The organism is Prevotella sp. SGI.167 (assembly GCF_050313615.1).
Taxonomy (GTDB): domain Bacteria; phylum Bacteroidota; class Bacteroidia; order Bacteroidales; family Bacteroidaceae; genus Prevotella.
On the sequence record NZ_JBNPLT010000048.1, the window covers coordinates 1 to 13,640 of the forward strand.

The 13,640-nt window shown below is 43.4% G+C and carries 15 protein-coding genes and 1 pseudogene; 12 read left to right on the top strand and 4 right to left on the bottom strand.

Going from position 1 to position 13,640, the window contains the following annotated elements; genetic code table 11:
- Positions 1-213: pseudogene (locus tag ACQRBJ_RS14900) on the bottom strand (DNA-binding protein); the annotation flags it as partial.
- Between the two features lie 1,076 nt (positions 214-1,289).
- On the opposite strand from ACQRBJ_RS14900, the gene ACQRBJ_RS14905 reads away from it, so the two are divergent.
- From ACQRBJ_RS14905 to ACQRBJ_RS14940, 8 genes are all read left to right on the top strand, one after another.
- Positions 1,290-2,216, top strand: a complete 927-nt coding sequence (locus tag ACQRBJ_RS14905; protein ID WP_443918324.1) for a hypothetical protein — start codon at positions 1,290-1,292, stop codon at positions 2,214-2,216.
- A 12-nt stretch (positions 2,217-2,228) separates the two neighbouring features.
- Positions 2,229-3,143 (top strand): hypothetical protein, encoded by a 915-nt coding sequence (locus ACQRBJ_RS14910; RefSeq protein WP_445304092.1) that lies wholly within the window; start codon positions 2,229-2,231, stop codon positions 3,141-3,143.
- Between the two features lie 303 nt (positions 3,144-3,446).
- A complete protein-coding gene (locus tag ACQRBJ_RS14915; protein WP_445304093.1) occupies positions 3,447-3,737 on the top strand; it encodes a hypothetical protein in 291 nt (96 codons plus the stop codon).
- A gap of 145 nt (positions 3,738-3,882) precedes the next feature.
- A complete protein-coding gene (locus tag ACQRBJ_RS14920) occupies positions 3,883-4,164 on the top strand; it encodes a hypothetical protein (RefSeq protein ID WP_445304094.1) in 282 nt (93 codons plus the stop codon).
- 215 nt (positions 4,165-4,379) lie between these two features.
- Positions 4,380-4,781 carry a hypothetical protein gene (locus tag ACQRBJ_RS14925; protein WP_445304095.1) on the top strand — a complete coding sequence of 134 codons (402 nt, stop codon included), beginning with the start codon at positions 4,380-4,382 and terminating at the stop codon, positions 4,779-4,781.
- 43 nt (positions 4,782-4,824) lie between these two features.
- Complete coding sequence (locus ACQRBJ_RS14930) at positions 4,825-7,368, top strand: DUF3987 domain-containing protein (RefSeq protein ID WP_445304096.1); 2,544 nt, start codon at positions 4,825-4,827, stop codon at positions 7,366-7,368.
- Positions 7,369-7,500: 132 nt separating this feature from the next.
- Positions 7,501-7,926: a DUF5675 family protein gene (locus ACQRBJ_RS14935; RefSeq protein WP_295346783.1), complete on the top strand. Its 426-nt coding sequence runs from the start codon at positions 7,501-7,503 to the stop codon at positions 7,924-7,926.
- A 41-nt stretch (positions 7,927-7,967) separates the two neighbouring features.
- The gene (locus ACQRBJ_RS14940; protein ID WP_337946521.1) at positions 7,968-8,372 is read left to right on the top strand and encodes an N-acetylmuramoyl-L-alanine amidase; all 405 of its coding nucleotides are present in this window, start codon (positions 7,968-7,970) and stop codon (positions 8,370-8,372) included.
- Positions 8,373-8,771: 399 nt separating this feature from the next.
- On the opposite strand, the gene ACQRBJ_RS14945 is transcribed toward ACQRBJ_RS14940, so the two are convergent.
- The 3 genes from ACQRBJ_RS14945 to ACQRBJ_RS14955 form a co-directional block, all read right to left on the bottom strand.
- On the bottom strand, positions 8,772-10,214 hold the full coding sequence (locus ACQRBJ_RS14945) for an AAA family ATPase (protein ID WP_445304097.1): 1,443 nt from the start codon (positions 10,212-10,214) through the stop codon (positions 8,772-8,774).
- Between the two features lie 178 nt (positions 10,215-10,392).
- A complete protein-coding gene (locus ACQRBJ_RS14950; RefSeq protein ID WP_445304099.1) occupies positions 10,393-11,532 on the bottom strand; it encodes an AAA family ATPase in 1,140 nt (379 codons plus the stop codon).
- Positions 11,502-11,714 (bottom strand): hypothetical protein, encoded by a 213-nt coding sequence (locus tag ACQRBJ_RS14955; RefSeq protein WP_445304098.1) that lies wholly within the window; start codon positions 11,712-11,714, stop codon positions 11,502-11,504. The genes ACQRBJ_RS14950 and ACQRBJ_RS14955 overlap by 31 nt, the downstream gene beginning before the upstream one ends.
- A 687-nt stretch (positions 11,715-12,401) precedes the next feature.
- Between ACQRBJ_RS14955 and ACQRBJ_RS14960 the strand changes: the two genes are divergently transcribed.
- From ACQRBJ_RS14960 to ACQRBJ_RS14975, 4 genes are all read left to right on the top strand, one after another.
- Positions 12,402-12,626, top strand: coding sequence for a DUF3791 domain-containing protein (locus ACQRBJ_RS14960; protein WP_153126059.1), 225 nt, complete (start codon positions 12,402-12,404; stop codon positions 12,624-12,626).
- Positions 12,620-13,105: a DUF3990 domain-containing protein gene (locus tag ACQRBJ_RS14965; protein ID WP_444444679.1), complete on the top strand. Its 486-nt coding sequence runs from the start codon at positions 12,620-12,622 to the stop codon at positions 13,103-13,105. Before ACQRBJ_RS14960 ends, ACQRBJ_RS14965 begins: the two co-directional genes overlap by 7 nt.
- A gap of 2 nt (positions 13,106-13,107) precedes the next feature.
- The gene (locus tag ACQRBJ_RS14970; RefSeq protein ID WP_005847932.1) at positions 13,108-13,329 is read left to right on the top strand and encodes a hypothetical protein; all 222 of its coding nucleotides are present in this window, start codon (positions 13,108-13,110) and stop codon (positions 13,327-13,329) included.
- 75 nt (positions 13,330-13,404) lie between these two features.
- A complete protein-coding gene (locus ACQRBJ_RS14975) occupies positions 13,405-13,632 on the top strand; it encodes an ABC transporter (protein WP_153087060.1) in 228 nt (75 codons plus the stop codon).
- The last annotated feature ends 8 nt before the right edge of the window (positions 13,633-13,640 follow it).

A 13,640-nucleotide genomic window follows, 5' to 3' on the forward strand; every position in this document is an offset into this window, starting at 1 on the left:
GGAGGTGATGTGCTTGGCAAACTTCTCGATGGTCATGATGTCGGTGTACTGCGACACGGCGAAGGCGTTCTGCTTCTCGGTCTTTACGAGGTCGAGGTCTGCCTTCTCAGGCTCCTTGCCCTCCTTCTTCGCCTGGTTGATGCGTGACTTTGCCTGGTTGATAGCCAGAAGATTTGCGTTCACGCTACGCATTACGATGCTGTAATTAATCATAGTCGTTTGTGTTAAAAGGTTCATTTTTGCAACTCCCCGGATAGCCCCGTTTCTTGTCCTTTTCGGGGTCGTCATTGATGACCGGCGCCTGTCATCATTTATCCCCCGCCTCGGTCGTAAGAGATGCCCGTTTTCAGGCACCTAAGGCGTTTCCTTCGATTGCTGGTGCAAAGGTACGAAAAAACACTGTAGGAAGCAATACTTTTCCGGCAACTTGAATTCAGTTTTCCGGAATCTTGTGAAATGGAGCCTTTCGAGAGTAGGTGAGGGGAGTAGTGGCAACGGGCTGCATCCGGTCATTAGTGACCGGTCATTATCGGTCATTAAGAAAAATCACTTCCGGTCATTTAGCCCCTATAATATATATTAAAATATTTTAATATATATTATAGCTATTTTTTCGCCCCCCGAAAACCTTAATGACCGATAATGACCGGGCATTAATGACCGGATTCCGAGGCTTTAATTAATACACTTTTATGCTAGTATTGTTCTTGTAATTTGTTCTGCTTTAATGATTTATAATAAGACATTTAAGTTTTTGTCTGTATATAAATGTATGGGAATAAACTACATACGTCAGCTTCCTTTCCTACAATGTTGTTGCTTCTTTGCCCCACTTTTCGCCTTCCCTTCGCTCTCATTTCCGCCATAAATGCCCTTTCTTTGGAGCATTAGTTGATGTGAGGAAGAGGATTTTTGCGTTTTCCCTTTGGAAATTTATAAAACCACTTTGATATCAGTTCTTTTGCTTCTTTATATTGAAGAGTAAAAATATCGAACATAGCTATCATAAGTATGTTTTATATCATTATCCTTTGCATAGTTTCTTCCTTTAATATTGCTCTGTTTGGGGCAGTAAGCATTATTTACATAATCAGTTTTTATACTCATTTTCTTGTATAAAAGGTAAAATCCCTTGGTAAGTCTTTTTCTGGCTTTTTGTGTTAATATTTATAATAAAACGTAGATGTTTCGAAATTATTATGTACCTTTGAAGGCAATTCTGCTATAAAAAGCAGGCTATAAATATAAAATTCAAACTTGAATAAACTTATAAACAAACGTTTAAGAATATGTCTAAATTTGCAATTTATAACTATAATTTCTTACGCATTATAGAACCTAACGAAGAACATCAACTTGAGTTCCCCGACTGGGAAAATGTAAATGTGAAAGAATCGTTTGAAAATCGCCAGCAATTGCTTGAAGAGCTTTTGCTGGCTGATTTCGAGAAACCATTCCCGTTTGAGAATGCCAGAAAGAAACCATACTGGCACAAACAAATAGTGAAACCACAAGATAATGTCTATGTGATGCGTGTGGCAAATGTTACAAACGTGACTATTACCGATGAACATTTGTTGTCTCAAAAATATGCTGATTATAGAAATTGTCTGGTCATTATAGACAATCGCCCAGGAATCCAGCGTATCGCCATTGAGCAAAAAACTATGGCTTTCAGCCATACGAAGACTGTGGCTAATATCCTAGAAGCATCCTTCTGCAAACTGCTAAAGTGTAAACTTCTGAAAGTTAAGCTGTCTGCGGTTTATGGAACAAATGTCTTTTGGGAAACCCTGGGTAAATATCCTAAGGGGTTCAGTAAAGTAACCTTTCATTTTCCTCATCTCAATTTAGACCGTCTCACCAAGGTGATGGACAAATACCTAACTACAGCCCGTGAGGATTGGGATAGTGACCTTGATTTTACATTTGGAGCCAATGAGGGTGGTGCTGTGAAAATCGACCGCAACAATCAGCGTCAGACGGCACTTATTGCAGGAGCATCTGGCGCAGGTGCGTGGATAAAAATGCTTCCTAAGGGAGAAAAGGGGAAAGCTATTTTGTGTGGCAAAGATCAATACGTGGTGCGCGAACTTGATTCAGAGGTGTTCAATGATCTGGCAATAGGAGCGCAGCCGCTTCCTGGCATGGGACAATCTGCAATGGATAAGGTTAAGGTATTTATGAAGGACATGCCTGATGTTTTCACTCATTAAACTGGTTGAAAGATGGAAAAGTTTGAACGTTTTTCGGAGGAGAAACTGACCTCTTTGCGTGCCCTTTATAGGGGCGATGATTTGTTTAGAACCTGGACATGGCTCCTCTGTTTGCTTGAGCAACAACTGAACGGACTGAATGCTGTAGAAGTATGGAGTGAAACAGAAATGATTCGCCAGAAACTGTCTGAAATCAAAGAACATCGTGATAATGAAGTAGAATTTCTCTATGGAGATCTCGTGAAACGGCACCAGTCTGAGTCCACCGCCATAATCATTCTTACGGTTCTATTCACCCAGATGTGTGATGCAGCACCAGATGAAGAGGATGATGCTGCCGAGCGTAATCCTAACCGGGCTGTCTGTACGGTCTTGGCTCGTCTTTTGAAGAATTCTCCCAACAGGCCTTTTTTTAAGAAATTAATCGCGGCATATAAAAGCAGACGCTACGATAACGAGGGAAATAAGATTATTTTACCCGTAACAGACTATTTGAATGTGAAATCTCCTTTGGAATTGATGGATGAAGAAGCTAAGGTAAAAGTGGAGAGATGGGTAGAAGAGATAGAGAAACTCACACGGGGAATCAGAGGCTTTCTGAATATAGACTGGACTGCTTACGATATAATTTGGAGGAATATTTGTGCTGAACAAGAAATTTCTCTTTTGCTTAATGAGATACAGCCTCGAGGAAATAAATGGGGCTACAATCTGAAACTTGTAGCAAATGTGCTGGGCATACTTCATACTATACCTTACGGTGAGAATGTTGTTTTGGAGGGCAGTATTCAAGCTATCAGTGATGCAGTAGGAGTGAACGTGAGAGCCTATATTGGAAACCATGCCGATTTCGGATCCAGTAATACTACTTTAACCAAAGAAATGCATGCTAAGATAAAGCAATTCATATTATCTGCAGTCGGATAAAAAGCAGCTATTACAGATAAAGATAATGAGGGCGTTGATGGAATAATTCTGTCAGCGCCCTCTTTCTGTCTGATTATCAGCAGATAAATTGCTGATAAGAAATAGCCTCCTTATTTTTTTATGCGTATTTTTATCTACAGACTAATATTCTTATCTTTGCGCTCGGATTTGGGAATCAGTTTCTCATTTCCGAGTGTTTTCATATTTAATAGTTATAACCTGAGCGGAGGCGGGGAACCTCACAATGTGATTGAAGATGGCCATCGGTAATCCACGGCTTCTCTCGCAAACCGATCAGGAATCATGGCAGAAAAAAAACATCAGCTTACAGCTCTGGGCATTGCCTATGAAGCCGTCATCAAGCTGGGCTATACGCACAGCAAACTGGCAAGGCTCGACAGCAGCATCAACTATCCTACGCTGAGGAACATCAGAGATGGGAAGGAGATGAAGAATGCTACGGAACGGTTCTATCTGAAACTGTTCTTCGATTTGTTGAATAAGGAATATGAGCAGCGAATGACCCATGGCGGCAAAGGAGCCGGCAGCCTGCTCATCGTGATGAAAAATATCCTTGAAGCAGAGCTGAAATAAAAAGTGGTGAAAAGATGAGGGGGCATTCTTTCACCAACTGTTCCAGCGCATTCAAAGACTTCTTATCTTTGCACCAGCTTTCAGCAAGATCGGAGTTGGAACTAATCAGCCTTGAAAGGAAGGCTAGGTCTTGCAGTTATAGATTATGAACGGAATGTTTATGAGAGTGGTGCAGCAGGGCGAGGCTTTCGCTGTACAGAGTCAGAAGAGTGAGAACGGCCAGATGATGAAATGCAACATCATCCTCCAGGAGATGGGCGGCAAGTACGAGAACCAGTATGCTGCGGCAATGCTCGGCAACATTGCCCTGTGCAAGTTTGCTCCGGGAACAGTGGTGGCGGTTACGCTTCGATTCACGACCCGTGAGTACAATGGTCAGGTTTACCAGGACATCCTGGTTACGGACATTGAAAAAGTAAAAGGGTAAAAAGGCTTTTTTAAAGGTAAAAAGGTAAAAAAGTAAAAAGGTAAAAGAACCTTAACCCCTTTCCGCCCCCGTTCCAGCGATGGAATCGCTGGTCCCCCGTTAAAGGCTAAAAGGAGGCAAAAAAGGTAAAAAACTGAGTTGAAACAGAGGAGGATTTTCCATGGTAAAGCGCGCAACAATCCGGATGTTTCTTCTCCTAAAATTCAATTCAGATTATGAAAAAAGCAAACAAACAGCAAGTGAATAACCAGCAGGTGAATAATAACGGCTGCCAGCATGTGCAGCTGGGTGGTGTGGCTTTCTATGACGAAGGCAAGTGTTTCATGTTTTCACCTGAAAACGAAGGGGTGAGAAACAAGGTGGAGGGATTCCGCTCGCCGGGCATTGCCCAGCAGTTGACGGACGGTACTTTCGACTTCATGGCGAAACCAAGAATCCGCTCGCAGGCGGAACTGATCAGAAAGCTGGCTCACGGACGTGTGAGCAAGACCAAGGACGGAGCTATCCAGCTCACCCTGAAGGTGTTTTGCGACGAGGGAATCAATATCGCCAATACTCTCGTAAAGGAGGCAGAAGAGGCTGCTGATGCGGTTGTGGATTATCAATTGAAACGATAGAGGATATAGATGTTCAACTTAAATTGAAAGTAGAAACACATAGATGAGTTGTTATTTAATTAAGGTGGAGAACGGGCACAAGGTTGCCCACTCCATCACCTCGGAAGAGGAGTATAAGCAGCTGCGTGGAAGCAACGAGCAGAAGGCGAATCTTCGTCTGGCTCGTGCCGGAAACGATGCTGCGAAACGGAGACTGGTACAGTTTAATTATTCCGGCCATTATCCGCAAGGCGTGGTGAAGGGAATGAAACTGCCAAGCGGTGCTTTCGGATTTGATATGGATGAGCCGGAGGCTTTCGCCAAGGCTGCCAAGCTGCTGCTGAAAGAACCGGACAAGTACAGATTGCTGATGCTGGAGCGTAGTGCAAGACAGGGCGGACATGCGGTGTTTGAGCGTGAAAAGGGCAAGACGGTTCTGGAGAATCAGGTGAGGATTGCTACGATGCTCAAGTGCGAAATGGATACTTCGGCTCACGACATCAATCGTGTTTATTTCACGACCACATCGGATGACGAAGATCTGCTATTCCTTTCGCCACGACTCTTCAAGGATGAATATGATGAGGCTGCTGTGGCTGCTGAAGGGAAGGTTCTAGAAGAAAGAGAACGATATGGGAAGGAGGAACTGCCGGAAGGAGCGCACAAGGCAAACAAGCATTATGAGCCATGGAAGGAAATCCAGAATTCTCAGGGGGCTTTAAAGAGGCAAGAATTTAAGAATTCTCAGAAAACTTCTCAGGGGATTTTAAAAGGTCAAGAATTAGAGAATTCAAGAATTTCTTCTTCTACTACTTCTTCTGCTGCTGCATCAGCTTCGACTTCCTCCGTCTCTCAGGACAATTATCTCGGGATTCCTTATGGAGAAATCATTAAGAAGTGGTGGCAGATGTATAATGACGGGCAGGAGCCGATGCGCTCCAACCGCAATACGCTGACCTTCGAACTGGCTGTGAATCTGCGCCACATCTGTGGCTTCGACCGCAATCTTCTGGCTCAGATTATCCCCTGCTACGATGGCTTTCCCGAACAGGAAAAGATGGCTTGCATCAACTCGGCATTGAACGAGAAAATCACGCAAATGCCTAAGCGACTAAAAGATGTACTGGCTGCGCTGAGACAGGAAAAGTTGAAGCAGGGGTCTTCGAACGGGAATGCAGATGAAGACAGCGAGGCACTGGTGAATGCCTTGGACGAGGCTAACGCCAAGGATGATCTGTTCTATTACGATGCTTTACCCAAGATGCCACAAGGCGTGCGTGATTCCATCAGTGCTGTGGGACCACCTCTGGCAATGCCTGTAATTACCGCCATCTGTCCAGTCATCGGAATGCTGGCAACGGGAGTCAAGGTTGCGGTTCACGGCAAGATGAACTCGCTGAACCTTATCTCCTACATCGCCGGTGATTTTGCATCAGGCAAGGGAAGCATCGACCCTGTGCTTGATGCATGGACTTCGGAAGTGAAACAGATGGACAAAATGTATCAGCAGCAGGAGGATGAATGGAGAGCCAAGAAACGTGCGGCTAAGAATAAGAAGGAGCAACCGGAAGAACCAAAGCTGCCTGTAAGATGTCTTACTTTAAATAATACGGTGGCTAACCTTGCAGAACGACTGGCTAATACTGAAGGCAAGCACGCCTTTTCGTTTACTCCGGAAGCCGACACAGTGGCACAGAAGTGGAAATCTGCCATGAGCGACTTCTCCGTGATGCTCCGCCAGGCTTACGACGGAACGAGCTATGAGCGCGAGGCAAGAAGTGCAGATGCGGTGAATGTTCATATCGAACATCTTTTGTGGAACGTTGTGATGTGCGGAACGCCAGATGCACTCTATCGGGTAGTGAACAATTATACGGATGGTTTCCAAAGCCGTATTGTCGTGGCGCGAACGCCGGACAACACGTTCACTCCGCTTACAGACAATCTCTTTGTGCTGACCGAAACTCAACGTGAGCACATACGGCAGATAGCTCATCTCTTGCCCCTGATGGAGGGCGAGGTGGTTCTGCCTAAGTTGGAGAATAAGGGCAGGGAGTGGCTGGAACAGATACGATTGGAGACCATGAAAAATGACGACAAGGTGAAAGCCCGCCAGCGTTTCCGTATCTGTCCTACCACGATGAGAATGATGACCTGCATCATGCTCTGTAAGGTAGCTGAGACACTGATTCAGAAACATGGCTTCCAGGGGGCAGAAAAGCAGTTGAAGCAGAACCCGCTGTTATGGAAGGAAATGATCGTAAAGACGCAGACGCCAACCATGCTCGAAGCCTTCAATATCCTGGCAGATTATCAGTTGGACAATGCACTCTACTTCTTCCGTAGTCGCATAGAGGATGCATTCTCATCCAAGAGTTATTGCGGTCAGACGACTTATGATCGTTCCCGACGTGGCAAAAATGATTCCATCTTCGAGCGGCTTGACGTTACTTTTTCCTTTGAACAGGCATTACAGCAAAGTATAGCTGTAAAGGGGGCAAACGTAACTCGTGAGGTTGTTAGACAGATGTTGAAAAACTGGAAGCGGCAGGGATTGATAGGTGTGCTGCCCGATATGCGTTACCAGAAGGTTCAACCTTCAGTATAATAGTGGTTTAAAGTAAGTGACCATTAATACATCCGGTCATTAACGGTCACGGTCATTTTCGGTCATTAAGGATTTTCAGTAAGGAAATCCTTAATGGCCCTATCAATAAATCAATTTTATTTTTCGATATTTATGGAAATAATCATTTATCGCCGTCGCTTTACCCGATGGGGAGTAGACGGCACATTAGTAATAAAGGGTACGACAGTTTGTAATACCATAGAACATCCTGAGCGTTTTTTGCCTGCAGGAGACTATGAGATAGCTTTTGTTTCTATAGCTAATAAGAGTAGAAAAATGCCTGTTATCCTGAGGAAGGGACAGGCTGTTTGGGAAGTGGGTATTAATACTCCTTGTCTCAAACCCGGTAATGGACCGATGACGCTGGAAAACGGCTGCATCATTCTGGGTAAGGCTGCAGCCACAGGGCTGGTGATTCATTCTCAGGAATACTTCGACCGACTTTGTGAACGATTAAGGAAGGCTTCTAAAAAGAAGGAGTGTATCAAGTTACGTATCATAGATTGGGGTAGTGATGAAATCTCGATAGCATTTTAGGATTTCCACCCTAACATTCATTCATTTAAAATAGTAATATCATGCGTAAGATTAAGGAAATCATCATTCATTGCAGTGCGACCAAGGAAGGTCGCAACTTTACCGTTGCCGACATCGACCGCTGGCATCGTGAGCGTGGCTTTTTCTGCATCGGTTATCATTTCGTGATTTATCGTGACGGCAGCATCCACGTGGGCAGATCAGTGGAGGAAGTTGGCGCCCACTGTAAGGGACACAACACCGTGAGCATCGGAGTATGCTACATCGGCGGGCTTTCCAAGGATGGCAAGCCGAAGGACACCCGAACCTCCGAGCAGAAGGCGGCGCTGAAAGCGCTCATAGAACAGCTGAAGGAGGAATATCCCGAGGCGACAGTTCATGGCCACAACGAGTTTGCCGCCAAGGATTGTCCTTGCTTCGATGTGAAGGAGGAGTTTGGGGAGTAAAACATAAAAAGCCCTGTAAGGAGCAAAAGCATCGGTATTTTAAAGCTTTTGCCCTTACAGGGCGTATTGCCTGAATGTAGGTTCAATTCTAGAGCGTATTGCAGCAAATTATTTTCCGATGCAAATAATGAATGTCATTGATTCTCAATCGGTTAAGAGTTAACGTGCTATTTGTGAGCCGCTTTCCTTTTGAATGAAAAGAATGTTGATTGTCAGCTACTTACGATTTTCGTATTTTCACTTGGTTTCACTTGATTTCATTCATTTTGTATGTCATATATCTTTACAAACACCCATTTTTAGGGGTTGAAGATTTAACATATTTAACCTTTGTAAACACTCAAAATCTGCATTTTCGTGCTAAAACGTGGTTTTTTATCATTTTTGAGAGGTCGGCTTTTATCTGAATAAATCTGCCATCGTCAGCTGGCATTGGATGTCATCAGAATAGCCGCCCGGCGCAAGTCCATAGGAGGTGATCATCGTGATGAGTACCGTTTTAATGGTGCCTGTTTCCCTGATGAAGGTCTCCCTTCGGTTGTGGATGCGGTTGTCCTCGTCTTCTGTAATAACGTAAGGGGCGTTGGTATATTTCATCTCACAGAGATTAATTGTATCGTCATTTCTGTCGATGAGCATATCTATCTGTGCTCCCTTCGTCAGCGTCTTGCCGGTGACCGGGTCTTTCGTTCCCTTATATGACCAGGAATGAACGCTGCTCACGACTGCTGAGAAGCCGAGAGCTGCCTTGATCTGGTTGACGTGCTGCATGCAGACACGCTCGAATGCTCTTCCTGCCCAACCGTAATGAATGGATGAACCTACGGATGAAGACCAGAAATGTTCATCACCATTGGTGTTCTCCGATATGAAATCGAAGTAGAATAGGGTGTAGTTGTCTATGAGTTGGAAGGTAGCATCCTTCGTCTTCTTGCCGATGGCTGTGAACTTGCGGATGAAACCGCACTGCTCCAGCTCCTGTAGCGCTTTCGAGAAATCTGCGTTGTCTGAGAGTTTCGACGCTTTCAGCAACTCATCTCTGAGCAGTCCCTGTTTCTTCTTGGCAAGCGCTGTGATGATTGCTATATGACAGCGTGGCTTCTTGAACAGGGAAGCGTAGAGAGCATCAAACTCTTGTGTAAGTTCTCCACCTGGCTGGAAGAATATCCGGTCGAAATTCTGTGCCACGCTCATTCCCTTTTTCAAGAAGCTCCAATAGTATGGGATTCCTCCCAAGGCCATGTAAGCTTCGAGAATCTGTCGGTCCTTATAGCCCAGATTCTTCGCTTCGCAATACTGCTTGCATTCTCTGAGGGTGAATGGTTGCAGCAGAACCTTGCATGTAAGACGGTTGTGGAGGCCACCATAGTTCATGACCACATTGTCGATAATCCATGATGTGGCGCTTCCACAGATGACCAGGATAAGGTCTTTTCTCGTAGAAGCCCATGCGTTCCAGAAATGGTCGAGTGAACGGACGAAATTGGATTTTGTCGTGTCCATCCAAGGAAGTTCATCGATGAAGATGACCTTCTTCTCCTCATTTTCCGGGAACGTCTTCAGGAAATTCCACAGCAGTCCAAATGCCTCAGACCATGTCTTAGGCATTGCGCATTTTCCCATTCCGGCAAGATAAAGAGATTCTCGGAAGTCGCTTAACTGCTGCCTGCGAGTGGCTCCGTATGTGCCGGTATGCTGGAAAACGAAATGACTCTTGTAGGCCTCTCTGATAAGAAAGGTCTTGCCGACACGTCGTCTTCCGTAAACAGCCACGAATTGTGATTCATCAGAACTCATCAGTCCGTGGAGTGTTGCTATTTCATTTTCTCTGCCTATTAACATATCGTATTCCTTGTTTTATTCTCTATTTATTAGGTGGCAAAGATACAAAAATATATCGATAAGTCGTGGAAATGTATCAATATTTAACAGATTTCCACGGGAAATCGCAACTTTTTCGGTTTTTTGCACCGAAAAGTATGTGGCTCAGATTTTTTTAGAAACCTATAGCAGTCTGTATTTACCACTTCATAGCCTCCTTAGGAAGCAACGGAATGGCTCCATAGCGCCCTAATAGATAACCCTTGCGGACATCTTCACGAGGCTTGAATTCTGCCAAGGATGTAAGATGAGATGCTCCATCCTTTCCCTTCTCGACAAACCATACTTCGTCAGCTCTGATAAGGTCGAGGTTGAGCAGGTTGCATTCATGGGTGGAGAAGATGAGCTGAGTGTCTCTTCCTGACTCCAGCCCTGAGAAATAGCACTCTAAGATTTTCTGCGAGAGCATCGGGTGCATACTGCGGTCAATCTCGTCGATGAGATAGTCAACTTCATTTTGCTTCAAATCGATGAGCATTGGGATGAAGTCGAGCAATCGGATGCTGCCATCAGATTCTTCGCTCAGATCAAAAACAACCTCTGTGCCGAAAGTAAGATTCCGGTGAACAGCCTTCTGCTTGTAAATCTCATATCCTCCGTTGGCATTTACCTCGAAAAGAAGCATTTCGCCTCCAACTGTGGCAGCCATGCTGTACGCCTTGCCGTTCTTGGCCTTGCTGAGTATGTTGTCAAGTAAATCGGAAGATAAGTTCACATCTTCCTTCTTGATTTTATACAGGCGCACGTCAGAAATGCCCGTGTTGAAATAGGCAAGAAGTGAGCGTGTCGTTTCCTGCAGCTCATCATTGTTTTCAGTAAGGAAAGAAATTCCCTGCAGGCGTGTGCTTGGGAAGATGATTTTCAAACCGTCAGCAAACCAGTTCTTGGCCATGTGTATGGTTTCAAGTCCCTTGCCGTTTCTGCGCACATACTCTGAAAGGAAGCTGGAATCGGAAGGAGTACTGTGGGCGATGAATTTCAGCAGCATGGATGTTTCTTCGTTTCCATCCACCTTGCCAAAAGTGAACTCGTTGCCGTCTGCAGTAACCTTTCTGGTGAAAACTTCCTTGTCGGTACGGCTGTTGATTTCAAACAGCCATTCCTCCTTGATTCCTCCGACGGTGAACTCCATGCCATAGGCGAAGCACTTACCCTTGGTCTTGAACTCGATTTCTACCTTAGAGTTTTTCTCTTCGGTATCAGCAAGCTTGAAAGGTTCTACCTTGCTTTGCGGAAAGCTTCCATTGGCTATCTGCTGGAGCAGGGCAATGGCCTTGATGACGTTGCTCTTTCCGGAAGCATTTGCACATACACGATACCAGCCTTCAGCACAGAAATATCGTCACGCTTCTCTGCACGGGAAACATGAGAAGGATGTGCGTTGCTCTTACCTGCCACAAAGCTGATTTGAGTCTCATCCTTGATGGAATATATATTTTCAAATGTAGCTCTAAGTATCATAACAATGTCATTTTCTTATTAATACTGATGCAAAGATAAGCTTTTTTCTTCGAAAAATGTGTTTGTTAATGTCGAATACTTGCAAGAGTATTGCGTGTTTAACACACGTTAGTATGTTTGTGGCTAAGTCTCTTATGTAATCGTTATGATTATGTTCTGGTGTTGTACTATAATAAATGTAAATAAACCTTGCAGATAAAAAGGGTTAGATTGCTAGTTAAAAAAGGATAAATATAGGCGAGCATTTCAACCACGTGGTTGAAATGCTCAATTTTGTATTTGCTTGTGATTCTTTAAATTATGACTTTAGAGAATTACCAAAATGGGCAACTTGTAGAAAAAATTGGATAGTTCAAACTGGAGAAAGCTATAATGCCGAATATGCCTTGTTGTTTAATAATTTCTATTCTAATCTAATATCGCAGTGAGTCTCACTTCGTCTCTTTGGATCTGCATTTCCATAATGCCATAGGGTGACTTATTATTCGTTTAACGATTGAGCTTTCATTGAATAGTAGAATATGTGTCAATGTTTAACCAAGTTCAATGTAAAATGGCCACGATTCAAACACTTATTGGTATTCTGATGTGACATTTTTTCTTTTTATAAAAGAAAACGCCGGAAAAAGTTGGTGATTTCGAAATATTTCATTATATTTGCAATTAAAAATATTAAAAGCGGAGAATATGGATTTGACTCATAATATTATTGAATACGTAAACTGCTGCGTTGGCGCTTTTGCGAATCGTTTTAAGCTTTCTTCGGCAGATTCGTACGCCTATTTGCGCAGATTTAAAGGAATAGACTTCCTTGTTGATTGCTATGCGGCTGAGCATACTCTTTCTATAGAGGATGCTGTGGAGGATATTGCCATATTATGTCAAAAGAATGGAGGACGATTAGGATGCTAAAACTATATCATGGTAGCAATGTCGTGATAGATAAAATAGATTTATGTCTTTCACGAAAAGGCAAGGATTTTGGATGTGGATTTTATCTGAATCCAAATGAATCGCAAGCAAGGGAAATGGCAGTTCGTACTGCTCAAAGACTGCAGGAGGGAACACCTGTGGTTAATGCTTACTTGTTTGATGACAGCTTGCTTATGGAAGATTCAACGGTTTTATCCGTAAAAGTCTTTGAAGATTATTCTGAAGAATGGGCAGAATTCATTTTGATGAATAGAAGGAATATGACTTCTACGCCTGCTCATCCTTACGATATAGTTATTGGTCCTATTGCAGATGATACGGTTGGTCTCCAAATGCGTCGCTTTATTCAGGGCTATATCAGTATTGACAGAATGATTGAAGAATTGCGTTTCAAAAAGCCTGCAGTTCAGTATTTCTTTGGAACAGAAAAAGCTGTTAGTTACTTAAAGAAGATTTGATTATGAATGAAGATATTCAGTTTCAGATAGAATGCCTCTCTACAGAATTGGTTGAGATGCTGATGCAGAAGTATGGATGGGATATGAAGAAAGCTCTGGATGAGCTGTATTCTTCAGAAACCTACAAGCGCTTGTGTAATCCTGCCTGTGGCTTGTATTACGAAGGAGCAGTGTATGTTTTCTCTTATTTGGAGAATGAGATGGAAACTGGAGTTGTAAAATAATGGTAATAGTGAACGCATGCGTTCACTATTTGTTTTTCTAATTACAATTGAAGAAAGGAATTTAATTCTGAGAATATGGCAATTAAGGAAAAGAATGGAAATACGTTCCCTCATGAGCTATTCAAGGTTGGTGACTTGGTCACATTCCAATGGGATGATACGTTGAAGGATGGTATTGTCTTAGTTGTAGATGCTTATGGTACATTTGAATCTCCCAATATTCCTTCTTATGATATTATGGTAGAGAATGAGAATATGTTGTATAAGCATGTAAAATGCGATTTGGTAAAATCGAAAATCTAAAGATAATG

Bases quoted from the DNA above. Each gene is read 5' to 3' on its own strand.
- ACQRBJ_RS14905 (WP_443918324.1), top strand. From the start codon at position 1,290: ATGTCTAAATTTGCAATTTATAACTATAATTTCTTACGCATTATAGAA.
- ACQRBJ_RS14910 (WP_445304092.1), top strand. From the start codon at position 2,229: ATGGAAAAGTTTGAACGTTTTTCGGAGGAGAAACTGACCTCTTTGCGT.
- ACQRBJ_RS14915 (WP_445304093.1), top strand. From the start codon at position 3,447: ATGGCAGAAAAAAAACATCAGCTTACAGCTCTGGGCATTGCCTATGAA.
- ACQRBJ_RS14920 (WP_445304094.1), top strand. From the start codon at position 3,883: ATGAACGGAATGTTTATGAGAGTGGTGCAGCAGGGCGAGGCTTTCGCT.
- ACQRBJ_RS14925 (WP_445304095.1), top strand. From the start codon at position 4,380: ATGAAAAAAGCAAACAAACAGCAAGTGAATAACCAGCAGGTGAATAAT.
- ACQRBJ_RS14930 (WP_445304096.1), top strand. From the start codon at position 4,825: ATGAGTTGTTATTTAATTAAGGTGGAGAACGGGCACAAGGTTGCCCAC.
- ACQRBJ_RS14935 (WP_295346783.1), top strand. From the start codon at position 7,501: ATGGAAATAATCATTTATCGCCGTCGCTTTACCCGATGGGGAGTAGAC.
- ACQRBJ_RS14940 (WP_337946521.1), top strand. From the start codon at position 7,968: ATGCGTAAGATTAAGGAAATCATCATTCATTGCAGTGCGACCAAGGAA.
- ACQRBJ_RS14945 (WP_445304097.1), bottom strand. From the start codon at position 10,214: ATGTTAATAGGCAGAGAAAATGAAATAGCAACACTCCACGGACTGATG.
- ACQRBJ_RS14955 (WP_445304098.1), bottom strand. From the start codon at position 11,714: ATGATACTTAGAGCTACATTTGAAAATATATATTCCATCAAGGATGAG.
- ACQRBJ_RS14960 (WP_153126059.1), top strand. From the start codon at position 12,402: ATGGATTTGACTCATAATATTATTGAATACGTAAACTGCTGCGTTGGC.
- ACQRBJ_RS14965 (WP_444444679.1), top strand. From the start codon at position 12,620: ATGCTAAAACTATATCATGGTAGCAATGTCGTGATAGATAAAATAGAT.
- ACQRBJ_RS14970 (WP_005847932.1), top strand. From the start codon at position 13,108: ATGAATGAAGATATTCAGTTTCAGATAGAATGCCTCTCTACAGAATTG.
- ACQRBJ_RS14975 (WP_153087060.1), top strand. From the start codon at position 13,405: ATGGCAATTAAGGAAAAGAATGGAAATACGTTCCCTCATGAGCTATTC.